Annotated in this window: 21 protein-coding genes; 4 read left to right on the top strand and 17 right to left on the bottom strand. The window is 47.6% G+C overall.

Annotation, left to right across the window (positions count from 1 at the left end):
- Positions 1–75: 75 nt before the first annotated feature.
- Entirely contained in the window at positions 76–2,181 is a 2,106-nt protein-coding gene (locus tag QMA01_RS00475) for an LTA synthase family protein (protein WP_290214074.1), read from the bottom strand.
- 182 nt (positions 2,182–2,363) lie between these two features.
- Entirely contained in the window at positions 2,364–3,245 is an 882-nt protein-coding gene (gene galU / locus QMA01_RS00470; protein ID WP_290214073.1) for a UTP--glucose-1-phosphate uridylyltransferase GalU, read from the bottom strand.
- 293 nt (positions 3,246–3,538) lie between these two features.
- Here galU and QMA01_RS00465 point away from each other — a divergent pair, with 293 nt between their 5' ends.
- Positions 3,539–5,926, top strand: coding sequence for an EAL domain-containing protein (locus QMA01_RS00465; RefSeq protein ID WP_422766028.1), 2,388 nt, complete (start codon positions 3,539–3,541; stop codon positions 5,924–5,926).
- A gap of 48 nt (positions 5,927–5,974) precedes the next feature.
- On the opposite strand, the gene QMA01_RS00460 is transcribed toward QMA01_RS00465, so the two are convergent.
- Positions 5,975–7,168, bottom strand: a complete 1,194-nt coding sequence (locus tag QMA01_RS00460; protein WP_290184177.1) for a cation:proton antiporter — start codon at positions 7,166–7,168, stop codon at positions 5,975–5,977.
- 169 nt (positions 7,169–7,337) lie between these two features.
- A complete protein-coding gene (locus QMA01_RS00455) occupies positions 7,338–7,721 on the bottom strand; it encodes a helix-turn-helix domain-containing protein (protein ID WP_290214072.1) in 384 nt (127 codons plus the stop codon).
- Positions 7,722–7,914: 193 nt separating this feature from the next.
- On the opposite strand from QMA01_RS00455, the gene QMA01_RS00450 reads away from it, so the two are divergent.
- Entirely contained in the window at positions 7,915–8,691 is a 777-nt protein-coding gene (locus QMA01_RS00450) for an SGNH/GDSL hydrolase family protein (protein ID WP_290214071.1), read from the top strand.
- Between the two features lie 63 nt (positions 8,692–8,754).
- Here QMA01_RS00450 and QMA01_RS00445 read toward each other — a convergent pair whose 3' ends face one another.
- A complete protein-coding gene (locus tag QMA01_RS00445) occupies positions 8,755–9,729 on the bottom strand; it encodes a N(5)-(carboxyethyl)ornithine synthase (protein WP_191713692.1) in 975 nt (324 codons plus the stop codon).
- A 580-nt stretch (positions 9,730–10,309) separates the two neighbouring features.
- Positions 10,310–10,693 (bottom strand): VOC family protein, encoded by a 384-nt coding sequence (locus QMA01_RS00440; RefSeq protein WP_290214070.1) that lies wholly within the window; start codon positions 10,691–10,693, stop codon positions 10,310–10,312.
- 174 nt (positions 10,694–10,867) lie between these two features.
- On the opposite strand from QMA01_RS00440, the gene QMA01_RS00435 reads away from it, so the two are divergent.
- Positions 10,868–12,484, top strand: coding sequence for an aryl-sulfate sulfotransferase (locus QMA01_RS00435; protein WP_290214069.1), 1,617 nt, complete (start codon positions 10,868–10,870; stop codon positions 12,482–12,484).
- Positions 12,485–13,005: 521 nt separating this feature from the next.
- Here QMA01_RS00435 and QMA01_RS00430 read toward each other — a convergent pair.
- The 11 genes from QMA01_RS00430 to QMA01_RS00380 all read right to left on the bottom strand — a co-directional run bounded on the left by QMA01_RS00430 (position 13,006) and on the right by QMA01_RS00380 (position 24,331).
- Positions 13,006–15,123 (bottom strand): LTA synthase family protein, encoded by a 2,118-nt coding sequence (locus QMA01_RS00430; protein ID WP_290214068.1) that lies wholly within the window; start codon positions 15,121–15,123, stop codon positions 13,006–13,008.
- Positions 15,124–15,308: 185 nt separating this feature from the next.
- Positions 15,309–16,262 carry a hypothetical protein gene (locus tag QMA01_RS00425; RefSeq protein ID WP_290214067.1) on the bottom strand — a complete coding sequence of 318 codons (954 nt, stop codon included), beginning with the start codon at positions 16,260–16,262 and terminating at the stop codon, positions 15,309–15,311.
- A 135-nt stretch (positions 16,263–16,397) separates the two neighbouring features.
- A complete protein-coding gene (locus tag QMA01_RS00420; RefSeq protein ID WP_290214066.1) occupies positions 16,398–17,207 on the bottom strand; it encodes a GNAT family N-acetyltransferase in 810 nt (269 codons plus the stop codon).
- Between the two features lie 34 nt (positions 17,208–17,241).
- Positions 17,242–17,403 (bottom strand): hypothetical protein, encoded by a 162-nt coding sequence (locus QMA01_RS00415; RefSeq protein ID WP_290214065.1) that lies wholly within the window; start codon positions 17,401–17,403, stop codon positions 17,242–17,244.
- Between the two features lie 184 nt (positions 17,404–17,587).
- Positions 17,588–18,526 (bottom strand): acetamidase/formamidase family protein, encoded by a 939-nt coding sequence (locus tag QMA01_RS00410; protein ID WP_290214064.1) that lies wholly within the window; start codon positions 18,524–18,526, stop codon positions 17,588–17,590.
- A gap of 255 nt (positions 18,527–18,781) precedes the next feature.
- Entirely contained in the window at positions 18,782–20,206 is a 1,425-nt protein-coding gene (locus QMA01_RS00405) for an amidase (protein WP_290214063.1), read from the bottom strand.
- Positions 20,203–20,382, bottom strand: a complete 180-nt coding sequence (locus QMA01_RS00400; protein ID WP_290214062.1) for a hypothetical protein — start codon at positions 20,380–20,382, stop codon at positions 20,203–20,205. Before QMA01_RS00400 ends, QMA01_RS00405 begins: the two co-directional genes overlap by 4 nt.
- Positions 20,383–20,689: 307 nt before the next feature.
- Positions 20,690–21,475 (bottom strand): ABC transporter ATP-binding protein, encoded by a 786-nt coding sequence (locus QMA01_RS00395; RefSeq protein WP_290214641.1) that lies wholly within the window; start codon positions 21,473–21,475, stop codon positions 20,690–20,692.
- Positions 21,476–21,477: 2 nt separating this feature from the next.
- The gene (locus tag QMA01_RS00390; RefSeq protein WP_290214061.1) at positions 21,478–23,214 is read right to left on the bottom strand and encodes a DNA/RNA non-specific endonuclease; all 1,737 of its coding nucleotides are present in this window, start codon (positions 23,212–23,214) and stop codon (positions 21,478–21,480) included.
- A gap of 144 nt (positions 23,215–23,358) precedes the next feature.
- Positions 23,359–23,643 (bottom strand): hypothetical protein, encoded by a 285-nt coding sequence (locus QMA01_RS00385; RefSeq protein ID WP_290214060.1) that lies wholly within the window; start codon positions 23,641–23,643, stop codon positions 23,359–23,361.
- 352 nt (positions 23,644–23,995) lie between these two features.
- Entirely contained in the window at positions 23,996–24,331 is a 336-nt protein-coding gene (locus tag QMA01_RS00380) for a hypothetical protein (protein ID WP_203339159.1), read from the bottom strand.
- Between the two features lie 128 nt (positions 24,332–24,459).
- Between QMA01_RS00380 and QMA01_RS00375 the strand changes: the two genes are divergently transcribed.
- Positions 24,460–25,284 (top strand): aldo/keto reductase, encoded by an 825-nt coding sequence (locus QMA01_RS00375; protein ID WP_191713675.1) that lies wholly within the window; start codon positions 24,460–24,462, stop codon positions 25,282–25,284.
- Positions 25,285–25,365 lie beyond the last annotated feature (81 nt).

Genomic DNA, 25,365 nt, shown 5'->3' with positions numbered 1-25,365 from the left:
GAATTTACGGAGATAACTCCGCTGATACTATCCAATTAGTGAAAAAGCAGCGGCCCGATAATTCGGCCGCTGCTTTTACTGTCTGCTCGTTACAACAGTTTCTTCAATTGTAAATTCAGACGTTTCTTTTAATACGGCTCCTCTGGAGTTGTAGACAACCACTTGAATCGCTGCATCTTCTTCCACTTGATCTTTCAACACACTGAATACGGCCAAACCTTGCTCTGCTGACTGCCATTCTGCAGGAACAGGTTCACCATCAACCAAAACCTCTGAAAATCTGGGAGCCCCTTCAACATAAAATTCATAGGAATCTGTAGTTTCCAGCACTTTCTGCGCATGCATTTCAGGGTAAAGCCCTAAGTGGTAATCCGCAGAAGGCCTTCTGACAAGGTCCGGCATCAAGTATTCTGAATAACGCTTGCCATGAAGCAGATCGTATTGGATCATCTGCAGGTCTTTCATCTGCTGGGTCTGCGGACCCATTTCACTTTGCCATTGATTGTACGGAATTACCGAATCTCCTTGTTCACGCATATCGTCCAGTATTGCTGTCACCTTATTGCCCTGGACTCCTGCCATTTCGAGCGCCAAAGCACTGAACTGGTTAGGTGTAACATCCAGCTCTGCGGGTTGGTTTCCATCGGATTTCCAGATGAAATACGGCACTTTATGGGTGGCAATAAAATCGTCGTAATCCCCCAGCATGTCGTTTGCGATGCCTGTGCCCGCTTCTCCATATATCGCTTCATTATCTGAAAAGGACGGATAATGATCTCCGAAAAACACCAGGATTGCCGGCTCGCCACGCGCTTCGATCTCTTCCACCATTCGCCCGAGTTCGGCATCAGCACCATGTACTTTCCCCGTATAATTGGCTAAATACTGTTTTGTTTCCTCCGGCAACGTGCCGCTATTCATAAATTCCGATTGCTCGGTTTTGTAATAAGGACTATGGCCTTCAGCAGCCACTGCATGAATAAAATCCGGTCCTTCGGTTCTGTCCAGCGCCGCTATGACTGAATCGGTTATGTGCTTGTCTTTTGGAAACCCTTTTCCGGGATCGTTGGGTTGGTCTAAATCCATGAATTCACCCGAGATAAAACGGTTAAAGCCCATTTGGCGATACACCGATTCACGCTGGTAAAACCAGCCGAAGTAGGAATGGATTGCTGTTGTTTCATAATTCGCTTCCCTGAAAGCATAAGCCGCGGACGGCAACGGCTTGGTAATATACAACTGGTACGGCACGAAATTCGCCGGCATAAACTGCATACTGAAGCCAGTCAACGCCTCGAATTCTACATTGGCCGTCCCACCCCCGAATTCTGAGGAATACATTCCGCCATGCAGTGATTCCTTATAGAGACGGCGGAAATTAGGGACTGGATCTTTAGCAAAATGCTGCTCCCCAAATAAATATGGATCAACGAACGATTCACTCATCAGGAAAATGACATTCGGTTTTTCTCCGCCCGTTCTTTCATCCGGCTGGTACTTTTCCGCAATGGTTTTCATGTTATCTGCAGAAAAACCTTCAGGCGGTTCAATTCGGGAATTTTTAGCCAGCATGACGAAGTTGCCGAAGACGCCGTTGCGCATCAGTGCTAATTCCAACTTCCACCACGTATTTTCAAAGTTCGCGTTTTCCATTGGAGAGGCCGGCTTGTCGGTCCACATCATCACCAGGAACAACACGGAAACAAGAAAAACTCCTGTCTTCAGAATCCAATTTTCCTTCAGCTTCGGTACACAAAATAGAATTGCTGCAACTAACACAATAAAAGCCAAACCAATGCCCGCCAGCAACGGAACATTGATGCCAACCGGCTGCTCCAGACTGCCCAATTCTTTCAGCAATGCAAAATCCCCGACTGAGATCGGCGAGCTGCGGAGCTCCATTTTCACTTGATTGGCATAAGCGAAGACAACCAAAAAACCACTCAGCAACAGGCTCGTAACCATGAACCATTTTCTTGGCAGAATATACAATAGATTGAATAATGCCAGCATCAGCAGCACATTGACCATAAAGCGCTCCGGCAATTCCGCCACCCATTCCCGCAGCGGCAAAGTCAGCACTTCACGGACCAGCCGTTCACTGACATACAATGTTGCAAGCGGCAAGCCGACCATGAAGAAAAGCATCAACAGCCACACCGCTATTTTTTTGAAACTCAAATTTCTCACCACTTCAAACACTCATTTCTTTTAGAGTCGATTATAAAAATTTCAAATCCTATTCCAATGGATATAGAACCTTTTCAGTGTACCATTATCTGCCGGCTGCAATAACCGGCTGCAGGCAAAAAAACGCTTCGCCTTAGTGGCTGAAGCGCTTTGCTTTATCTATACACAGGCCATCACTTTTCGTTGATATACGACTCTTTTAACTTTTCATCAAATAACTTCAGCAACCGATCTTTCAATTCAGGGCGCTTCAACGCAAATTCAATGGTCGTTTCGATAAAGCCGTATTTCTCACCAACGTCAAAACGACGTCCTTCAAATTCATAGGCATAGACCGATTGGACTTCATTCAGCATTTGAATAGCATCCGTCAGTTGGATTTCGCCGCCTGCGCCAAGCTGGTGGCGGCCCAAAAACTCAAAAATTTCCGGTGTCAGGATGTAACGCCCCATAATGGCATAATTCGAAGGCGCCGTTCCCGCGGCGGGCTTCTCGACGAAATTATCAACTTTGATCAATTTCCCGTCAATTGAAACAGGATTGATGATGCCGTAGCGGTGGGTTTCATCTTCCGGCACCTGCTGAACACCAATGATGCTTTTGCCGGTCTCTTCATTTTGCTTCATTAATTGAGCCAGACAAGGCTCATCGTTCTCGACAATATCATCGCCCAGTAACACAGCAAACGGTTCATTGCCGATAAAGCGGCGCGCAGACCAAATAGCATGTCCGAGGCCCAGCGGCTCTTTTTGTCGGATGTAATGGATTTCGACAGTAGATGTTTCCAAAACAGAATCCAGCATATCGGTCTTGCCTTTTTTCAACAGCGTATCTTCAAGTTCGAAAGCATGATCGAAATGGTCTTCAATCGCACGCTTGCCTTTGCCCGTTACGATGATGATATCTTCAATTCCCGAAGCGATCGCTTCTTCGACTATGTATTGAATAGTGGGTTTATCAACGATGGGCAACATTTCCTTCGGCATGGCTTTTGTCGCTGGCAAGAATCGTGTTCCGAGCCCCGCAGCCGGAATAATCGCTTTTTTGACTTTCATCTCTTCACCTTCCCAATCCACATTTTTGACTGATACAACTCATTGCATACATTTTGCTGAATCCGAACAATGTTCTACAAATAGACCAAATTATTTTCTTTATTTTCCATTTACTATTCAGTATAAAGCAGTCTGAGCAAATAAGCACCCTTGAGTTGACAGAAATTTAAATTTATTATCAAAACAGTAGTAAGATGCTAAAATAAATAGACTATAGATCTATAAATCTATTAATAACTTCCTGTTTTTTCTGTATAGTTAACCCTAAACACCCATTCAAGTTAAAAGAAAGAGTGAAATTTTTGAACTTATTACCATTATCTTACGATTGGCCATTATTTATTTTATCCATTGCTGTCGTTTTCATTTCCGCTTATACAGCTTTAACTATAAGCAGCACATTATTTTCCACTGTCGGCAGAGGTCGGGTTAAATGGATTCTTCATGGCGCTCTGGTCATGGGCCTTGGAATTTGGTCCATGCATTTCATCGGCATGCTGGCTTCCCATGTATCAGTGGAGGTCACTTATCATACACCCTTAGTCATTCTTTCTATTTTCCCTGCCTTATTTGCCAGCGGAATTGCCTTTGCCATCACCAGCAAACCACAAGTCCGCAAAATAGAAGTGGCCATAGGTGCCATAATGATTACAATCGGCATTATTGCCATGCATTACAGCGGTATGGCAGCTATGCAGATGCAGGCCAACATCCAATACGATGTGCCTTTGGTTATCCTGTCAGTTTTCGTCGCTTTGGCCGCTTCGCTCCTGGCGATGTTCCTGCTGTTTTATGCGCGGGCACGCAACAAGCTGATTGGACTGAAAGTCGTTAGTGCAGCATTGATTGCCATAGGCGTTTCAGGAATGCATTATGTCGGCATGGCAGCTGTGCAATTTAAAATGGATTCACACACACATACAATGGCCGGAAATACGATGGGCAGCAGTTATATTGCCTATAATGTCGGAATTGGGATGGCGCTGATTTTGCTGATTGCCATTACCAGCATCCGCAGTGAGACGAAAGTGAAGTCGCTGTCAGACGATTACGATCGCCAATTCCACTCGGTCATCGAGTCCACTGCAGACGGCATTGTCGTTACAGATGCTGCAGGAACCATTAGCCAATGGAATAATGGAGCTCAATCGCTTTTCGGCTACAGTAAAGAAGAGATCCAGCAACAGAATGTCCGAATGATTTTCGAACATCAAACTCATCCGGAACACGATTCATTGGACCTGATCGGCAAAACCATTGAATTGATTGGCTTTAAAAAAGATGGCACCCGATTTCCAGTGGAATTGTCCATGGGCACTTGGCAGATGGCGAACAGCGCTTATTACAGCTTGATCATCCGGGACATCACCGAACGGAAAGCAACAGAAGAGAAAATCAGCAATCTCGTTTATTTGGATTCCTTGACCGAACTGCCGAACCGGCGCTTATTCAACGATCGTCTCGAGTCGTCAATCGATCAGGCAGCAGGCAATGGGAAAGTGCTGTCTATTCTTTATCTGGACCTTGACCAATTTAAACTGATCAACGACACTTATGGCCATCAAACCGGGGATCGCCTGTTGGTTGAGGCAAGCACACGCATCAAATCCTGCCTTTCAAAAACAGATACGCTAGCACGCCTTGGCGGCGATGAATTCATCGTATTGCTGCTGAATGCGGATTACACGAAAACAGAAGCGGTTGCACAAAAAATTCTCGGTGCGCTGAACGAACCTTTCCTATTAAATGATGAGACCGTCTTTACTACTTCGTCAATCGGCGGCAGCCTCTTCCCTTCTGATGGCCAGTCACCGGAAATATTGGTCAAGAATGCCGACATCGCCATGTACCGCGCCAAAGAGGAAGGCCGAAACAACTTCCAATTCTTCACTTCCGAAATGAATGAGTTGGTCTCACGAAAATCCAAAATTGCCATGAGTATCCGCAAAGGATTGGAGCTTGGCGAGTTCACGGTCCATTACCAGCCGCAGATCGACATCACATCCGAAAAAATCATCGGCGTCGAAGCATTGGTCCGCTGGAATCACTCGCTTTTGGGACCGATTTCTCCAGCAGAATTCATTCCCATCGCGGAAGAAAACGGCATGATTCTCCAGATCGGCGAATACGTTCTCCATACGGCCTGCCAGCAGAATAAATCCTGGCAGAATGCTGGTTTAGAAGCTTTCCGTGTGGCTGTAAACATTTCTGCAAAGCAGTTTTCCCAAGGCAATATCGCTGAAATCGTTACATCCGCTTTGAAGCAGTCAGGGCTTGCTCCTGAGTTTTTGGAACTCGAATTGACTGAAAGCATCATCCAAGGAACAGCTTCCGCCATTTCAAAAATGCAGGAATTGAAAGCTATGGGCATCCATTTGTCGATTGATGATTTCGGCACGGGTTATTCCTCCTTGAGCTATTTGAAAATGTTCCCGATTGATACATTAAAAATCGACCAGCATTTCACACGCAATATCCACAGCAATCCCAAAGACGCGGCTCTGGTTGATACCATTATTCAGATGGCCCATAACCTGGAGCTGAATGTGATTGCAGAAGGGGTGGAAACGCCGGAACAACTGGCTTTTTTGAAAACCAAAAAATGCAACCAAGCTCAGGGCTATTTTTTCCATAAACCGATGCTTCCTGAAATGATTGAAGAATTATATGTAAAAGCATAAACAGAGCAGCCCCCGTGCAGAAGCCTTAGCTTCCATACGAGGGCTGTTTTATTTTGATTCCAATAATTTAGACAAAGGATGGATGCCCAGACTCTGGATGATCAGCGACAAGATGACCACGGAAAAACTGAGTGAAATCAACTCATCTGCAGCGCCTCCCGCCGCCATCACACCGAGCTGGAGCAAGAGGAAAACCGACATCGAACCGCGTATGCCGGACCAGGAAATAAGCAGCGCTTTTTTCCAGATCGCTTCATGCTTAGTACCAGCCAACAGCTTGAACGTACCGCCGACGATCACAAAACGAATCGCGATACTGACGAATAAAATAAGGATGGCCAATAGCCAATTGTCCCAGACCAGATGCTCTGTCGCTTCAATGCCGATCAGTAAAAACAGCAGCGACAATAAGGAAGGTTCGACCACATCCCAAAATCCGGATAAGGCCTCCCGGTAATGGTCTTCCTTATTGGCATGGGAAAATTCCCAGGACAGCATGATGCCTGCTGAAACAGTCGCCAAAACACCCGAAAACCCGAAGCTTTCGGCCAGCTGAAAAGCCCCGTATGCCAAAGCGATACTTAGCATGACCTGGTAATCCCGGTGATGGGTGATATGGACGGCTTTGCTCAATAGCCACCCCACTGCAACGCCAAGAATAACACCGCCTGCCGAGACATAGAAAAACTCACCCAATGCCGACAGCACATCAAACGATTGCGATTCAAGATAGATCCCTGCCAATACACTGAACAAAACGATGCTGGTGCCGTCATTGATCATGGATTCTCCATCGACGATATCGGCGATGCTCTTGTCAGGCGAAGACTTTTTCAGGATTGAGACGACCGAAGCCGGATCTGTCGGCGCCAGAACTGCCGCAATCACCATCGCCCCTGCCAACGAGATGGAAAAGAACCAGCCCCCGATCCAATAGACCGCCAAACCGACCAACGCGATCGTCAATCCAAGTCCGACAGTACTGAGCAATCCGATGATGCCGGCATTTTTCCGCAGCGCGTCTGTAGAGAACTGATAAGCCGATACAAATAAAAGTCCCGGCAGAAAAACATCATAAATCATCGTTTCCGTCACTTCAATCTCCTTGAAATAAGGCAGGAATGACAAACCGATGCCAATCAGCACGAGTACAACCGGCACCGGAAAGTTCTCTTGTTTTTTATCAACTGTAAATGCCAAATAACCGATGCACAATAAAACCGTCGCCAAAGCCGCCGTCATGCCTATCTCCTCCAATACTTCCAGTTCGATTACTTGGGTCTCTTCCCTTGAAAAGGCCATTTCAAACGAAGAGCTGAATCGATGGCTGCTCTACTTCCAAGTGACTGCCCGGCACTCTGTGCCCACTAAAAAAAGCATCCATCCATTGATGGCTGCTTTGCACTTTTTATTAACCCTCTTTCAAGTCCGCAAACCGTCCTTGAAGCTGATCAGCTTCTTCTTTTAAGCGGCGTTTGACCTGTAGATAAGAGGTTACTTCTGCAAGTTCTTCTTGATTCACCGGCTGGTCATCTACAACCAGTTTGATGGAATTCAAATCCGTTAGGTTTAGAAGGTCCAATGTGTCAGAGATTTGTTCCCGTTCCAATAAGAAATCGACAGTCACTTTATAATAATCGGCCAACATTTCCAGATGGGAAACACTTACCTGCTTTTTGCCGCTTTCATAACCCCAAATCACCGTTTTTGCAAAACCTAATGCAAGCGCCAGCTCATCTACACTCAGCTGATTATCTTCTCTTAATTTTTTCAATTTCTCTCCTATTTGCTTCATTTCCGGCGCCTCCTTTATATCCGTGACAGTTATACATTACTTATATTGTTCCCCATTATAACCCTTTAAAACTACGAAAACAGCGCTTTTAAGGGATTTAAGCCTGAATACTCATAAAAATTCTGAAATTTTAGTTAATTATACTTCTTTCTATGGTAATATGTAATTACCTTGAATAAGAAAGGTAGGTAATATGATGCTCAACAAGTTTATTTACATACTTATCATCAGCCTGATTCTTGTGATTATCATCGGTGAAACCAACTTCGGCAATATCGAAATCACAGAAGAAACAGCACTCCTCCCTGAAACAAGCGGCGCTCAGGCAGTGGCCGCCGAAGAACCCGTGACGTTTGCGGAAAAACTGGCTGCAGGAGATTCTGTCACCATCGTCTTTCTAGGCGATTATGTGACGTCCCCCGATTCGCTGCCGGATGGCAATCCGAATCATGTGGCATTGCTGGAAAAATGGTTCGAATCCAATTATCCGGATCAAGCAACAATCGTCAACGCCGGGATGAATGCCAATACTGTTTCCCATATGAAACAGCGCATTGGCAGTGACGTCTTGAATCATTCACCTGATTTGGTCGTCATTTCCGCAGGACTGAACGATGCACTCGGCGGCTGGAGGATTCCGGTTGAAGAGTATGCCAAAAACTACGGAGTGATGTTAGAGGAAATCACGGCATCGGGTGATACGGAAGTACTGATCCGCACGCCGAACCCGACTACTTCTGTCGGGGACAATAGAGAGATGATGCCTTATATGAAGGCAAGCGAAGCGTTGGCTGCTGCCAACAACGTTCATTTCTTTGATTTCTATCAAGTGATGGCTGCTGAAATCCATAGTGATGCCATCTCCCAAACGGCATTGATGCAGAATTCGCTGTACCCAAATACGAAAGGGCAAGCTTATTTGTTTGATAAGCTTAAAGTTTACATGGCTACGGAACTGATCGGTAAGTAAGAGGTCAATAAAAAACAGCCGCTCCGACGAAATCAATGATTTCACTGGAAACGGCTGTTTTCTTTATTTCACTAATAGGTTTCTGGCTTCTCTGAACTCTTTAATGTGGTGATCAATGATGTGGCCGTTTTCGATGACGACGGCATCACGGATCATGTCGGTCCAATTGCCTTCGACAAAGTTATCGACCATCGGGGAAAATCCTTCGCTCAGCACTTTCGTGACTGTGTGCGGGAACATTGCCGGCGTGTTGTCCACCGTGTAATGGATGATGCCATCCACTGTATAGACGGGATCATCGATGGTCGACGGACGGGACGTTTCGATTTCCATGTTCGGGTCACAGCTGACGTCGACGATCATCGCTCCTTTTTTCAGGCGTTTCAGATCTTCCTTATAAATGATGCGGTCTGTACGTGTCGTATCCCACATAACGCAGTTGACCAGCACATCGTAATTGCCCATGTTCTTGATGAACAGGGATTCCAGCTTGCGCCCGTAGACATCAACATCGGCACCTAAGCCGTGAAGAATGCGCAGCACACCTTTTGTCGTATGGCCATTTCCAAGAACCGCCACTTTCGTTTCGTAAGGCATTTTGCCGCAATATTGATACGCTTGAAGAATCGCCGCTTCTCCGGCAACTTCGCGGTTGCGGTAAAAGATGTAACGGCCGTCTTCGAACATTTCTTCCCAAGCGACCACTGTATGGTCTCCTGCAAGCACCGAATCTGTAAAGGCGATATCCTGAACGGCATGCGCCCAACCGATCAACAGTTTACCAGGTGTCAATTGATCGAAATAATCCGCGTTGCCCAGTTTCACATCGACAATGGCGTCACATTGGAGCACTTCTTCACGTGAAACGAATTGAGCGCCTGACACTTCATACTCGGCATCCGAGTAGCCCAATGCCTCGCCGTATCCTACTTCAAAAAATAACTGCTTGATGTTTTTGATATTCGGCATATCCTGCGGCAAAAGCGCTCTTCTTTTTTCATTGTTTTTGTGGCTGATGACAAATCCTATTGTGTACATAATAAACCTCCAATTAATGAACTGATGGTGAATCCTGATCGGCTGATAATAGACATTTCATACAGAATCGACCGGACAACCCTCAAAAATTGTCGAGTGAGTTAATATATTAATATCGTTTCCGTATAGCTGATCTATTTTGAATCATACCATATACCGGAAAAAATATAAGTACTTTGAAGCGTATCTATTAAATATATTTTTTTGATGCAACAACGCTATTTTTCGTCTGGAACAGGAAATGGAATTCCTGAATAAGCAGCTTTTCGTCCGTTATCTACAGAACCCGAAAAACGTTTTAATCATAATTCCATTACTTATAGACTGTAATTCTGGTCGCGGAGATTATAAGGAGGTGGCGTCACTATTCTTTAAATGCGAGACCAGCTATTCTTCCAGTTGTTGGACATACAGTCCAAACTCCGGCATATACAGTCCATTGGATACAAATACTGTCCGATTGAGGAAAATACGATCCGTTCTCACCTGAATACTGTTCAACACCCTAAAACCGCCGGATGCCCAACACGAGAAAGCGCAGGTCTGCGCTTTCCGCTTTTTTCTCTAGGCAGCAGCTTTTTCAGATCTGGCTCAGCCCGCAGAAAGCGCCGGCTGGATATTCGATGATGGCGTAGCTTCCTGGCACGATGGCGCCTTCGGGTTCGCGGTGGACGATGCCGCCGCGGTTTTGGCAGGCTTCGAGGCTTTGTTTCAGATCCGCAACCGCGAAATAGACGAGCCATAGCTGTGGCAATCCTTCATTGTCTCCCGCTTGATGACAAATTCCTGCAGCCGGATTTCCATCCGGCGTGTTCATCATATAATCAGCATAGTTTCCCATCTGAAAATCACTATGTCCCCACCCCACGACTTCCTTATAGAAATCGCGGACCGTTTCTGCATGATGAACCGTTAAATCTGAAGAAATGATGGATCCCGGCTGTACTTTGTTTTCTTCTGCCATTGGAAACACTCCTTTGCTTCGTTTTCAGTTGCATTCGCCACAAAGAATTCAAATTCCTTTAAATTCCCTTCATTGAAAGTAATAAAAATCCATCATAAAATTGAAATACAACTTTCATATATGGTAAAGTTACTAAGGTTTAATGATTCCGATCAACTAATGGAGGATTACATAATGAAACGAAAATTTTGGCTATCCGGTGCTGCACTGCTGGTTGCGGGCTTGCTCACCGGCTGCAGCGAAGAAGTGAAAATGAAGGATCACGGCGAAATAGAAGTTACGGTGGAAGAGCTTGAATTTCTCGATACGCGGGTGAGCCCTTCCAGTTCCGCTTATGACGTGAAAATTGTCGACCGGCTCCAAGAAGAGCTGGATGCCCTGAAACAGGAAGAAAACTATAAAGTGTCCGAGCCGCTTGCGGTCATGAATCCATTCGGCACCAATACCACCGGGCTTTATCTTCATTTTCAGGCAGCGGATTCCGGTACATTGACGTATACGGTTTCTGCAGAAGGCGCATCGGATTTTACGCGTGATGCAAAAGACGCCAATCCCGCTGCTGCAGAAGCAGAATATCAAGTGATCGGTCTAGTGCCAGGCAAAGAAAATACGGTTGAAGTGACCTATATCAATGAAGAAGGCACACAAGGCGATACTTATTCATTCAAAGTGGCGGCACCTGCAACCACTTCCGGCTACCCGATCACCATGGAACAGACGGCGTCTTCCGGAAATACGGAACTCGCTGATGGCTTGTTCGCGTTGATGGGTGTCAATAATTATGATGGCTACACGTTCCTGTTTGATAACGCAGGCACCATGCGCGCTGAAATCATTTCGGAAGATTACCGCATGGATCGGATGGTGGCTTACGAAGATTCGATGGTCTTCACCACGACCGACCAAAAGCTCGCACGGATGAACCCACTCGGCAAAATCACTGACACCTTTGAACTGAACGGCTACGTCATGCACCATGATTTTGTCATCAACGAAGACGGCCAAGTGCTGACGCTCGTTTCCGACCCGGCTAAAAACACCGTCGAAGACTTGGTGATGAGCATTGACTTGAACACCGGCGAACAAAAGCTGCTGGTCGATTTCAATGAACTGCTGAGCGGCTATAAGCAAAAAACGAAACCGGTGGAAACAGATGGCAAAAGCGTCTGGGACTGGCTTCATTTCAACTCCATTGACTTGGCAGGCGACTCGCTGATCCTCAGCGCGCGGGAAAATTCGACCATCGTTAAAGTTGATGACATCTATACGCAGCCGACCATCAATTACTTGATCGGCATCCACGACGTCTGGGAAGGCACCGAAGGCGAAGAGCTGCGGCTTGAAAAGTCCAGCGAATTTCCAAGCCAAGCCGGCCAGCATTCCGTTACCTATGTGGCGGATGACAGCTTGCCGGAAGGCCAGTATTACTTGTATATGTACAACAATAATTACTGGTGGTACGAAAGCCGCCCGGATTACACAGGGGCAGTCATCCGCGACACCAGCCAGACTTTCGAAGCCAACGACCAGGACCGCTCCAAGTTCACGAAGTTCCTGGTGGATGAAAACAACCGCAGCTATGACCGGGTCCAGGAATTTGATGTTCCTTATTCCTCCATCGTCAGCAATGCCCAATTGACCGGCGACTCGATCGTCATCAACAGCGGCATGGCCAAGACCTTGGAAGAATACAGCGCAGAAGGCGAGCTTTTGGCCCAGTTCAAGTATGAGGCCAGCACGTTCTCTTACCGTGCATATAAATATGACTTTGCTGACTTTTGGTTTGAATAAAAGATAAAAAAAGGAGCACATGAAGCTTTGACTTCATGTGCTCCTAGCTTTTAGACAAAAGAATAGTTATATCCTTTAAAGAATAACGATTCATTTCCGCTGATTTGCAGCAGATCCTGCGCTGCAGGCGGACGCTTTCCGCGGACTCGCGCCGAACTAACTCGGACTCGGGTCCGAGTGGATTTCGACACTTCGCTGTCCCGCAGGAGTCGCCGCCCTGCGCTTCGGATCCTTTGCAACGTGATGATCAATTTCATTTAAGCTGTTTTTTATGTGACTGCCTAGCTTGCTCTCTCTTTTGTAGCGGGACGCTTCCAAACGGGCTGGCCACGCAGACTCCTGTGGGAACAGCGAAAGCTGAAGACACCGCAGGAACGCAGTGACGAGGAGGCTGAAGCTGAGCCCACGGAAAGCGAAGTGGCCAGCCCGTTTGGAATTATATATTGTTATTCATTTTGAGTAGATTCTGTCTACAGTATAGGAGCACATGAAGTTTCGACTTCATGTGCTCCTTTTGCGTATTACGGCGTTTCCGCTATTTCAAAATAATCGGTGTTCCGCAGAATATTTTCCAATGAATCGTATAGGGCAAACCGGAATTTTTCTCCGGCTTCCACATCGCTTTTATTGACCGTAAATGTCGAAAGCCCATTGCCGAGTTCATTCCATTCGGCGACCAGCTCTTCATTGTCTTCACTCAATAATTTCGTGAATTTCGGAACACCTTTGGTCAGGATTTCAAAGGAATTGCCGTTGTCGGTGATTTTCTGGACATCCATTTCGGGATACAGTCCCAGGTGGTAATCGTTCGCCGGCATGGCAATCAAACCAGGAATCGTTTTTTCAACATGGCGTTTGCCGTGAAGCAAATCAAATTGCATTTGGTGCAGGTCGCCCATTTCTTCTGTCTGTGCGCCCATTTGCTTCTGCCACTGATTATACGGAATGACCGCTTCTCCTTTTGCCCGCATGTCATCCAGAATGGCGGTCACTGTGTTCCCTTTGACGCCGGCCATTTCCAAAGCAATGGCTCCGAATTGATTGGGCGACAAGTCCAGTTCTTTCGGCTCGTTGCCTTCCGACTTCCAAATGAAGTAAGGGACATTGTGAGTATTGATGAAATCGTCGTAATCCCCCAGCATATTATTCGCGATTTGCGTCCCTTGCGAGCCGTAGACTTGGTTATTGTTCCCGAAAGTCGGGTAATGATCGCCGAAGAAAATCAAAATCGACGGCTCGTCGCGTTTTTCGAGTTCTTCCACAAGGCGGCCGATTTCTTTGTCGACGCTGTTCATCTTATCGGTGAATTTGTTCAGGTACTGCCGGGTGATGTCCGGCAGTTCACCGGTTTTCACCAACTCGGACTCTTCCTGCGGTTTATAAGGCTGATGCCCTTCAACTGCTACAGCGTGGACAAAATCCAGCCCTTCGGTCGTGTCCAGGGTTTCCAGCACCGAATTGGTGATGTTATGGTCTTTCGGAAAGCCCCAGCCGGAACCAAGCGCGTGGTCCAGATCCATCATTTCCCCGGAAATAAATTGATCAAAGCCCAGCAGACGATAAACCGATTCCCGCTGGTAATACCAGCCGAAATACGAATGGATGGCGGTCGTTTCATATCCGGCGTCCTTGAATGCATAAGCAGCGGAAGGCAAAGGCTTCTTGACATACAGCTGATACGCGACAGAACTGTCCGGCATGAACTGTCGGCTCAAACCGGTCAACGCTTCAAACTCCACGTTCGCCGTTCCTCCGCCGAATTCCGGCGAATACATGGTGCCGTGCATCGATTCATCGTACAGCTTGCGGAAATTTGGAATCGGGTCCTGGGTAAAATGCTCTTCCCCAAAATGATACGGGTCGATGAAGGCTTCGCTCATGAGAATGATGACGTTCGGCTTTTCTTCTGGCGTGCTTTCGGCCGGCACATAGTCTTTGCCGATCGATTCAATGGTGTTTTTCGAGTAGCCTTCCGGCGGGTCGATTTTCGCCTGTTGCGCCAGCAAGACAAAATTGCCGAACAAGCCATTTCTCATCGTTCCGACTTCCTGCTGCCACCAGGTATTTTGGAATTGCACTTTTTCCATCGGTGAAAACGGATAGCCCGTCCATAAAATGGCCAGGAAAGCCATGGACAGGACCGAGACGCCGATTTTCAGCACCCACCATTCTTTGACTTTCGGTACGAGCCAAAAAATGGCAACAGTGACAACCAGAAAAGCCACACTTCCCCCGAGAATGAGCGGCATCGACAAATCGACGGGATTTTCCAATCCACGCAGTTCATTGAGCAAAGCGAAATCGCCAAGGGAAATCGGGGAATTGCGCAGCTCGATTTTCATATTATTGGCCACCGCAAAAATAACCAGGATACAGCTCACCAGAAAACTGGTGAACATGAACCATTTGCGCGGCAGAATATACAAGACATTGAAGACCGCAATTAAGATGATGATATTCAAGGCAAAGCGCTTGGTAAACTCCGTCGTCCAGACAGAAAACGGCATGTCCAACGCTTTTCGGACAATCGTTTCACTGACATACAACGTCAGAAACGGCAAGCCGACCATAAAACATACAGTCAGCATCCAGACGATGAGCTTTTTGACGGTGATTTTCTTGGAAAGATTAGTAAACAACGGACTCACTCTTTTCTGTAATTCAAACTCTGCACAAACTATTCCGATAGTGGATTATTCCGTTTAGTATAGCATCTTTTTTTGATTTTATTAATAAAGACGTAATGTTTTTTACGTTCAGTTTACAATAGAACCTTTACATCCACGGATTCCATTCATAAAAAAAAAGAAGCCGGAGCTTCTTTTTACATCAACTGTTTTTTCACCATCTCCACCATGTAAGCCATATCCTCTAAATTGTAGCGTTGATCGCATGGCAGCGGCAGGATGTTCGCGGCGTATTGGTATTCGATGCTATCTTCCGGACAGTCGTCCAGAACGTTTGGCCAAAGCAGCGGGATGTAGATTTTCTGCTGGGCCAGCTTGTTTCGGATGGGTATGCCGTCCTCCACCAGCAACGGGTAGGCGAATGCGCCTTCCGGTTTGGTCAGATTCATTTGGTTATCTGCACCCAATTGTTGTTCCAGATAAGCGTAGTTTTCATTTCTTATGCGGCAGCTCTTGTCGTAGTCAATGGCGCCCATCAGATTGCGGGTCAGTTTGGACATTGCCAGGAGCGGCGTTTCATCGAGTACACCGTCGTTGCTGTGAAAATCATGGTAATATTCACTTGCCGGCGCCTCGTAACGGCCAAGTATATGCTTCATGCGGTCTTTAGAAATGTCCTGCTCGAGCGTTTCATGCAGAATTGCATCAGTTGCCAAATAAGAACCGTCCGGCACCCCGAAGAATTTGCGGCAGGAATAGATTGTATCGACACCGGGCAATGGCTTCTGGAAAAAAGCCTGGCTATGATCCAGAATCACCTGCCCATAATGCTGCTTCAATGCCTGTGTCTTTTCTTCCGTAATTTGCCCATAAAAATTCACGATGTACAAGTATTCGCCAGGTGCCAGTTCTTCATCAAAAATCGGCTGAAATTCCTGGTCCACATGATAATACTCAAATTCATAGCCATACTTCACCAGCTGCCTGCTAACCGAGTCGCATAAGTAATAGGGAATATGCAATTTGGTGATGCGCCGCGCTTTCAGCAAGTACAGCAGGGCATGCCGACCGGTATTAAGCCCGATCAGGTCTTTGTAAAATTCAGTGCCTGCCAGATTATCCAACCCAAAATATCCACCAATCTCTTTCATAACGAACCTCCTACTGTTTCTTGGAACAAACTTTTAACTTGCTGGTTTTTTATTAAATGGCCAAGACGGAACTCAGAAATCGGCGCCCTTTTGACCTTTCTTGTAATTCCTGACAGCAGATGAGACAACGCACCGTTAATTGATGGTTACAAGAGAGCTTTGATTCCGGTAAGCAGGAAACTGCTCCGTATTGAGTGGCGGATTTGCGTACCTGCACAATAAGTCGTAAACTGCCGGGTTCCAAACCTTCTGGCCGATAAAGTAATCGAATTCCTCATTACGCCCGAACTTTTTCTTGAACAGGTAGAGTTTGTCATCCGGTTCACCAGTCCGCCCGCCACCATGATGAATCAATGCTTTCCCTTTTTCCTTGCCCCATAGCACAAGGGCATATTGCAGCACATAAGCGGGAGCCAGCCCGTGGTATTCCTGAAGCGTTCCGGTCAGATGAACGTGAATAAAGTCACCACAGACAAAGCTTAAGCTCATGCCGATAATGTTGCCCTGATAAGTCACTTCCACTACCACTAAATAAGGACCCAGCAAATCAATGCAATTCTGGAAGTACTCATCATTGAAATAATAAATCGCTTGGGCATCATTTCGCTCCATAGTCGAATAATACAATTCCTTAAAGGCATTCAGATTTTCAGGATGCTCCATAATCCGGTACTCTACACCGGCCTTTAACGCACGCCGGATATCTCTTTTGCAGGAAGCTGAATACTCAGTAAGAATGGGATCATCTGTATCTGCAAGGTTGGTCTGGATGGTATGGCGTTTAAAGCTCAGTTCATAGCAATCACTGAAATCCAAGTGGTTTTTCACAACCGGATGAAAACGGACAAACTCTGCAACGATTCCATTTTCACGGCAATAATCGCCAAATGCCTGCTGAAAAGCCGCGACCAGCGCTAACCTGTCGCCGTCTTTGCAGCTGATCATACGCGGGCCGCCGTATCCATAAGGCGTTACCAAATCATAAAAAAAAGCGCCCCTCCAGCTCTATGGGAATTTCACGTTTAATAAATAGATGGCTGACTGTTCCTAATGGATGATCAAAAATAAACTCTTCGCACTTCCCCTTCTCTATTTTTTCATATAAGCGCGCATAGTCTTTCTCAAAATAGATATCTTCCATTTAAACAATCTCTCCTTGTGTAGTTTTAATAGGAAGTAATTGGCTGATTTTAGTCTCTTCTGAATCCTATTTTAGTTTAACACAGAGTTTATTAAAAATGCAGTTAATTCAGATAACTTTAAAGACAGTTTATTTTTTCATTAGAAAACACTGCCGTTTTCGGCAGTGTTCGGGTTCTGCTCATTCATTTTTCCTGAAACACCGCAAGCGGCAGCAGTGCACTCACCACATACTGGCCTGCATCGACGATTTCAGAGATTTTAAGGTCGACGCACAAGCTGGACAATAAATAAGCATCTTTTGGTTCCAGCTCGTAGTTTTCGGACAGGTGATCGACCATGGCGCGGATGGCGTCGCGTGCCGCTTCCATCAAATCAGGTCCGACGCCGGTCGTGCCGTAGAAGCCTTTATGGTCGACCTTTGGCGTCAATGCGCCAGCTGTCTGGAACTGCGGTGCCGGAATCGATTTGCCTTTAATGAGACGGAACTTTAGCGATGCCTGCATCGGGCATTCAAGCGCCGTTACGCAAACTTCCCCGTCACCTTGCGCTGCATGGGCATCGCCGCAGCTAAACATGGCGCCCGCCACTTGCACCGGCAAATACAATTTGGTGCCAACCGTCAGTTGCCGAGTGTCCATATTGCCGCCGAATGTTCCAGGCGGCATAATGGCTTGCCCTTCGGCATTTGCAGGACCGACGCCCATCGTGCCGAGGAACGGGGTGATGGGCACTTTGATGTTGTCGCTGAAATGGATAGATTCGCCGTCACTCAAATCGAATGTCCGTAAGTAGGCGTCTGGAAATTCTTCAGGCAATAGGCCAAGCCCAGGCAAAATCGCCATCCAGCCCCAACTCCCCGGCTTTAGGTCGAGGATTTCCACTTCCAGCGTATCACCCGGTTCCGCACCACGGATCTCGACGGGTCCTGCAAGCGGATAGACTTTCGCCCAATCGAGTGTGGCGATGTCTTCCGTTTTGGAGTCTTTATTGAATTGATCATCCGCTACTTCCCGGGTGGAAAAATCCACTTGGTCTCCGCTGTCGATCGTCAACACCGGCTGCGGGTCCTTATCCCACGTGTAATGCACGCGATCTTCCGGAAATTGGTGCGTATTGGCCATATTTCGTCATCCTTTCAGGTTGAATTAGTGTAGAACTAGCTATTTTTTCCAGATAAATGGATATACTTTCTGTTTTGGGACAAATACTTTCCATATGGCTGAAAATACTTTCTGTTTGAGCCTAAATACTTTCCAAAAGAAGCAAAATACTTTCCAAACCACGATAAATGCCCAAAACCACTCTAAATGCCCAAACCCAGGAAAGCGCAAGCCTGCGCTTTCCGCTCCAAGATAAGATTTTATTAGTTAAACGCGTTAGATTGGCTTAATCGCTGTCAAATCCGGCTTATGGCCTTTCATCAGCTCCAGCTTTTCGATTGCGTAGGCGACGTTGAGGACTTTTTCCTCCTGGAACGCCGGGCCCATAATCTGCAGACCGACTGGCAACCCCTCGCGGACACCGCATGGAATGCTGAGTGCCGGCAAGCCGGTCAAATTGCCCGGACCCGTGAAGCGGATGACTTCATCCAAAAAACTTAGCGCCTGGCCATTGATGTCAACGGTGCTGTCGCCGATCGGCGGTGACAGGAACGGAAGAGTCGGCGTGATAAGCACATCCACTTTTTCAAACGCTGCCGCAAAATCGAGATCCAGCTTGCGGCGGATCTGTTGTGCCTGAACATAATCGACACCTGACATCAGCTCGCCTACTTCCAATAAAAAGCGGACGTCATCACCGAATTTTTCCGGCTGCTTGACCAGATTGTCATGATGGATGGCGCTTGCTTCGGTTGTGATGGTGACAAGTTCCGCAAATTCGGCTTGTGCAAGCGATGGGATGCGGACTGTCTCAATACGCGCGCCCAATTTTTCTAGTTGCTGCAGTGCATGTTGGACCGCTTCATTGACACGATTGTCGACATTTTTAAAGAAATAACCTTCCTCGATGCCGATGACCAGCCCTTTGACATCTTCATTCAACCCTCCGGAATAATTTTGCGTCGGCCGGTCCACAGATGTCGGGTCTTTCGGATCGTAACCGCCGAGCACTTCCAACAGGAGCGCTGCGTCGAAAACGGTTTTCGTCATCGGGCCGATATGGTCAAGGCTCCACGACAACGGAAAACAGCCGTATTTGCTGATGCGGCCATGCGTCGGCTTCAAACCGATAATGCCACAGCTTGATGCCGGAATCCGGATCGAACCGCCGGTATCTGTCCCAAGCGAAGCGATGGTCATGTTCGCCGCCACCGCAGCACCGGACCCGCCGCTTGAGCCGCCTGGAATTTTGCTGAGGTCCCACGGATTCTTGCAGGCTCCGTAATGCGGATTGGTGGTCGTCGCTCCCCATGCATACTCGTGCATATTCAGCTTGCCGTGAAAAGTCGCGCCCGACAGTTTGAGCTTCGATACTACGGTCGCATCAAAATCAGCGATAAATCCTTCATGGATTTTCGAGCCCATCGTCGCGGGTTCGTCCTTGAAATACAAAATATCCTTCAGCGCCATCGGAATGCCGTGCAGGAAGCCGCGGTAATTGCCGCTTTGGATTTCCTGCTCCGCCTGCCTGGCCGATTCCAGCGCCTGCTCTTTCTGCACACGAATAAAGGCGTTGATTTCTCCGTCATACGCATTGACATTGGCCAATACAGCTTCCGTCACTTCAACAGGCGACACTTGTTTGTCGCGCAGCTTCGGTGCCAATTCCCCAATGGATTGTGCTGCCAATTCTTCATTCATGGCCGCTCACCTCCCGGCACATGCGTCAGCCCCATATCGAAATCTTTCAGCTGCGAATTGTCCACGGTTCCCCGCAATTGCTGCACCGCTTTCATCTGCTGCACCAGCATGTCCTGATGCGCTTCCGGTACTTGAATCCCACGTTCCTCTAAAATCCTGTGAATGCCCTCTGCCATAGCAAGTCCTCCCATTCGGATAGTTTGAAAACGTCTGAGAATCTGGGTTGTCTACCGACAGTTTATCACAGTTTGCAGATAGTTCAGATAGTTTAACGATGATTTTCAGCAGAATAAAACCCTGTCCGGCAAGAGCGTGTCTTGTCGGACAGGGTTTGTTGAAGTTATTCGGTGTATTGCTGCCGACTTCTTCCAGTGAATTGGATATACAGTGCAAATTGCCAAAAACACTCTAATGCCCAAACCCAGGAAAGTGCAGGCCTGCACTTTCGGTCCCAAGCAGGCTTGGGACCCCGCCCTCAGCCATTCAATGGTTTCTGACTTTTGACAGCAAGGGCCGTCCGTTGCTCCAGACGACGTTTACGGGCATATCGAAGAAACCGGACAACTGTTCACTGTCGATGAGCTCTTCTGTGTTGCCGGAAGCGAAGACGCTGCCGGCTTTCAACAATAAGGTTTTATTGAATTCCGGCAAGATTTCTTCGATATGGTGGGTGACGTAGATGATGGTCGGGCCGTTCGGCTTTTGCGCGATGGTGGCAATCGACTCGAGTAATTCTTCTCGGGCGATGAAATCGAGTCCGGCGGTCGGTTCGTCCAAAATAAGCAGTTCGGGGTCCGCCATCAACGCGCGCCCGATCAACACGCGCTGCTTTTCGCCTTGCGACAAGGTATGGTAATCCCGGTTGGCGTAATCAAGGCAGCCGAGGTCCCGGAGAATCTCGACGCCTTTTCGGTCGATTTCATCCGTCGTTTCCTGATACAGGCCGAGAGAAGCGAACGCTCCGCTCAGCACCACTTCATATGCATTGTCGTAAATTGGCAACTTCTGTTGGACAGAGGCAGACACAAAACCGATCTGGCTGCGCAGCTTTTCTGCCAGATAGGTCTTGCCGAATTCCATTCCGAGTACTGTCACTTTGCCTTCCGTCGGGAAAAAATAAGCATTGATCAAATCCAGCAGTGAGGTTTTCCCGGCGCCATTCAAGCCGTACAGCACCCAATGTTCGCCTTTTCGGACCTGCCAATTGACGCCATTCAACACGGTTTTGTCGTCTCTTTTTCGGGTGACTCCTTCCAGTTCCAACATCATTTTCATAGACGGATATCCTCCGCCCGCTGGACACGAGCTGCTTGCCCCGCTGCCATTGGATCAGCATCACGCAGATTGCCGAAATCAAGCCCTGTCAGTTCTTCGATTTGCGTAACCGGCACTTGATAAGTCCCGAACTGGCCGTAGACGAATTCCAGGTCTCCGCCAATCAAATCTTCCTGCGTCTGCAAGTAAGCAGTAGCGGATAAGGCCGCATCGCCTTTCAGCATCACTGCCACTTTCCAGAACTGATCCGGAATCTGTGCATCCCGGTAGCGCACGTCATCGTCCCGGAACACAGGCCCTGTGAACACCGAGACTTTCATGCTGTGGTCGCGGGCATTATCGAGCAAATAATCTTCCAGATCCAGCCACGCTTTTTGGTTGAAATTCTTATGCTGGGGAGAGCAGTTGGTGAAATGGAATGTGTGTTCATTGGCCTTCACCGCATCAACGCCCCAGTTCGGATCGCGGCGCCGCACCAAATGCCCTCGGTCGATATCGTTTGATTGGTAAAATTCCGGTCCGATCTGGTAAGCTTCGTCAATTCGCGGATCAAAATACCAGCGGTCGTTGCTGCGTTTGACGTCCACCAACTGGTTGCCGTCGATGTTGACGGCTGTGTAAAACGCCAATCGGCGCGATTTGCTCATCGCAATCGAGAAATGCATGTAATCAAGGACTCTCTTGCCGTCCGCAGTTTGTGCCACATCGTCTATTAGTGCTTCGCCTAATGCGGGTAAAGGTACGTCGAACCCTTGTCCAAGAAAAGTTGGATCATATCCGGAAGCATCCGCATACCAATCTTCGGCCAACACACCGACTTCCATCGGTTCTGCAGCAGAGCCCGGCATGACAACAGTGAGCAGCTGGTCCAGCAGTTCACGTGAATGTTCTTCTTCCAAGCTGCTGCGCGCCTCGCTGAGATGCTGGATGATCGAACTGATGCGGATCCCTTCATTGGCAATCCACTTAGTGGGGTCATTTGGATCTGGAATACCCGCATGATGCAGCGCCACGACTACCCATTGATCATTAAAAACCGGCGAACCTGATGATCCGGGCTCAGTATCGCTGACATAATGGACAAAGTCCGAAGAGATGAATTTGACTTCATTTTCACGGATGGTGATTGCTTTCGGACCGCCATTCGGGTGTTGGATGATGGTGACGTATTCGCCTTCGAGGATTTTCCCAGGCTTCGGCAATAGCGGCAAATAGCCAAAATCGGTCAGCGGAATGTCGTGCTGATTGTTTTCCTCTACCGCCACGAGTGTAAAATCCAGCGCCTCATCGGTAATGAAAAGCGCTTCCGGATCCAAGCGGAAACTGATGATGTCGCGCGGCATAAAATGGACGTCATCTTCGTAATTGAACTCGGCCACCGCGTACATCGCCGCTTCGGACGTTTCGAGCACATGGTTGTTCGTCAGCAATAAATTCGGTGCCACCAGAAATCCGGTGCCGTAGCTTTCCAGCTGGCCGGATTGGCTGCGGATCGAAATGCGGCAAACGGCTTTGCTGACGTCGAGCCCCGCCTGCAGATGCGCAATCGGAAACAAATCGCTTTGGTTGATGATCCGCTCCATCGCCAAATTATCGTGGTGGTTGATGATGCTCGACCGTGTCATCATCCGTTCTGTTGAAGCTGCCGCCTGTGCTTCCAGCCGGCGCTCTTCCTCAAATGCTAAATAACGCTGCAACGCTTCCTGCTGGATCTGTTCCATCTTCTTGGCCATCCTCTTCCATCCCCTTCCGACGTATAGGCTATATTTTTCAATTAAAAACTTAATATTCTATTAATTACCTTCAAAAAAAAGTTTATCACAATTGGACGAAGAAAACCCATTCCAGGGAGTGGAATGGGTCGTGGAGTGTCTCGCTTAAAGTGACCATTTTTTATTGTCATTCTTCACAATTGTTTCTTCACCGGTTTTCGGATCGCGGATGACTCGGTCTTCCGTCGGCACATCTTCCGAGCTTTCATCCGGCGCGTTTTGGAAATCGTCGCCTGCAGTTTCTCTTACGTCGGTTTTGCCGAAGGATTCCCAGCCTTCATCGCTGCCGCTCAGCATTTCGCTGGTTTTTTTGACGACTTTATCGAGTGTTGATTCCTCATTATCCTGGTTGTGGTGCAGGTTCTTATCGTGTGCGTCATTGTTGGTCATGATGCATCCCTCCTGAATGTGTCGTTGCTTCTTCTTTACCCGCTGATGCCGGAAATAATCATTGTAGGAAGGCACTGGATGGCTAAGAGAAGGAAAGCGCATGCTGCGCTTTCCGCTTAAGAAGCGTATTTCTTCTGTTGGGGATTGTATTTCCAGAATCGGGAGGAATCCACGACGATTTATTCCAGTTATATGGAAATACTTTCTGTTTCGGGGCAAATACTTTCCAATGGAGCGCAAATACTTTCTGTTAATGGCGGAATACTTTCCATTGGCCACAAAATACTTTCCAAGCCATAAAAAAGCCATCGCCAAGCTCATTGTGAGCTTGGCGATGGCTTCGTATCTTCTATTATAAATTGCGTTTTGGGTGCGGTTGGGTGATGTCGACCGCGTAGACTTTGATGCGGTTGACCATCAAGTCGCGGATGCCGTAGATCGGGCGTTCGTTTTGCTGAATGTCCTCGATGTAGGCGTTCACTTGGTCCTGGATATAGACGCCGAACGGCTTGCTTTGGTAACTCTCGTCCAGGCTGTCTGTGCCGGCTTCGAAAGATTTCTCGAAATACAGGTTCGAAACCTCGATGGCAGTCAATTTATCCTCTTCCATATGGGTGCCGACCACTTTGTAATAGTTGCCGTACTCGTCGCGCACCAAATCCATTTCGACAATTTTTTGCATACTCATGGCTTTCAACTCCTCTCTCAAAACTATTTCGACAGAAGTTGAAAGATTCCTTTATAATAATGCTTAGAGTTCCGAAGTACCGGGTAAACATCTACTCTAACCGAATAAACCTAAAGGAGAAATGCATAATGGACTTTATTACATTAAACAATGGGATAAAAATGCCACAGCTGGGCTTTGGCGTTTGGCAAGTTGAAGACGACCAGGCAACCGCAGCTGTTTCAAAAGCGTTGGAGACGGGTTATACGTCGATCGATACCGCAATGATTTACCAGAATGAAAAAGGCGTCGGCAAAGCGTTGAAGGAAACGACTGTGCCGCGTGAAGAGTTGTTCATCACGACAAAAGTTTGGAACAGCGACCAAGGTTACGGCAATACGTTACGTGCATTCGAAGAAAGCCTGGAGCGCCTCGGCCTTGATTACGTCGATTTGTACTTGATCCATTGGCCGACTCCGGAATTCGATAATTATGTGGATACCTATAAAGCGTTGGAGCAGCTGTATAAAGACGGCCGCGTCAAAGCGATCGGTGTCTGCAATTTCGAAATTGAGCACCTCGAGCGTTTGCTTGCGGAATGCGACATTCCGCCGGTCCTGAACCAAGTGGAATGCCATCCGTACCTGGCACAAAACGAATTGAAGGAATTCTGCGCTAAGCATGATATCTTCGTTGAAGCCTGGAGCCCGCTTGACCAAGGCGGCGAAGTGCTGACAGATGAGACCATCCAGAAAATCGCCGAAGCCAAAGGCAAATCGCCGGCTCAGGTTGTTCTTCGCTGGCACCTGCAAAACGGCACAATCGTCATTCCGAAATCCGTGACGCCGTCACGCATCGAAGAGAACTTCAATGTTTTCGACTTCGAGCTGTCGGAAGCGGAAATGAATGAAATCAACGCACTCAACAAAGACCGCCGCAAAGGCGCTCACCCCAATGAAATGAACGTACGTTAATCGTTTGAAAGCCGCCTCTTCAGCCAATGGAGAGGCGGCTTTTTCTGTTATTTTCACATTTCGGCATACTCTATTCGGAAA

Source organism: Planococcus notacanthi (assembly GCF_030407825.1).
GTDB lineage: Bacteria > Bacillota > Bacilli > Bacillales_A > Planococcaceae > Planococcus > Planococcus notacanthi.
This window is presented reverse-complemented; position numbering and strand designations above follow the sequence as displayed.

Excerpts from the sequence above, each read along its gene's own strand:
- QMA01_RS00415 (WP_290214065.1), bottom strand. The coding sequence starts at position 17,403 with ATGGAAGATATCTATTTTGAGAAAGACTATGCGCGCTTATATGAAAAA.
- QMA01_RS00405 (WP_290214063.1), bottom strand. The coding sequence starts at position 20,206 with ATGAATGAAGAATTGGCAGCACAATCCATTGGGGAATTGGCACCGAAG.
- QMA01_RS00450 (WP_290214071.1), top strand. The coding sequence starts at position 7,915 with ATGATGCTCAACAAGTTTATTTACATACTTATCATCAGCCTGATTCTT.
- galU (WP_290214073.1), bottom strand. The coding sequence starts at position 3,245 with ATGAAAGTCAAAAAAGCGATTATTCCGGCTGCGGGGCTCGGAACACGA.
- QMA01_RS00375 (WP_191713675.1), top strand. The coding sequence starts at position 24,460 with ATGGACTTTATTACATTAAACAATGGGATAAAAATGCCACAGCTGGGC.
- QMA01_RS00455 (WP_290214072.1), bottom strand. The coding sequence starts at position 7,721 with ATGAAGCAAATAGGAGAGAAATTGAAAAAATTAAGAGAAGATAATCAG.
- QMA01_RS00425 (WP_290214067.1), bottom strand. The coding sequence starts at position 16,262 with ATGAAAGAGATTGGTGGATATTTTGGGTTGGATAATCTGGCAGGCACT.
- QMA01_RS00440 (WP_290214070.1), bottom strand. The coding sequence starts at position 10,693 with ATGGCAGAAGAAAACAAAGTACAGCCGGGATCCATCATTTCTTCAGAT.
- QMA01_RS00385 (WP_290214060.1), bottom strand. The coding sequence starts at position 23,643 with ATGACCAACAATGACGCACACGATAAGAACCTGCACCACAACCAGGAT.
- QMA01_RS00445 (WP_191713692.1), bottom strand. The coding sequence starts at position 9,729 with ATGTACACAATAGGATTTGTCATCAGCCACAAAAACAATGAAAAAAGA.
- QMA01_RS00390 (WP_290214061.1), bottom strand. The coding sequence starts at position 23,214 with ATGGCCAAGAAGATGGAACAGATCCAGCAGGAAGCGTTGCAGCGTTAT.
- QMA01_RS00410 (WP_290214064.1), bottom strand. The coding sequence starts at position 18,526 with ATGGCCAATACGCACCAATTTCCGGAAGATCGCGTGCATTACACGTGG.
- QMA01_RS00460 (WP_290184177.1), bottom strand. The coding sequence starts at position 7,168 with ATGACGGCGGCTTTGGCGACGGTTTTATTGTGCATCGGTTATTTGGCA.
- QMA01_RS00395 (WP_290214641.1), bottom strand. The coding sequence starts at position 21,475 with ATGATGTTGGAACTGGAAGGAGTCACCCGAAAAAGAGACGACAAAACC.
- QMA01_RS00400 (WP_290214062.1), bottom strand. The coding sequence starts at position 20,382 with ATGGCAGAGGGCATTCACAGGATTTTAGAGGAACGTGGGATTCAAGTA.
- QMA01_RS00380 (WP_203339159.1), bottom strand. The coding sequence starts at position 24,331 with ATGAGTATGCAAAAAATTGTCGAAATGGATTTGGTGCGCGACGAGTAC.
- QMA01_RS00420 (WP_290214066.1), bottom strand. The coding sequence starts at position 17,207 with ATGATCAGCTGCAAAGACGGCGACAGGTTAGCGCTGGTCGCGGCTTTT.
- QMA01_RS00435 (WP_290214069.1), top strand. The coding sequence starts at position 10,868 with ATGAAACGAAAATTTTGGCTATCCGGTGCTGCACTGCTGGTTGCGGGC.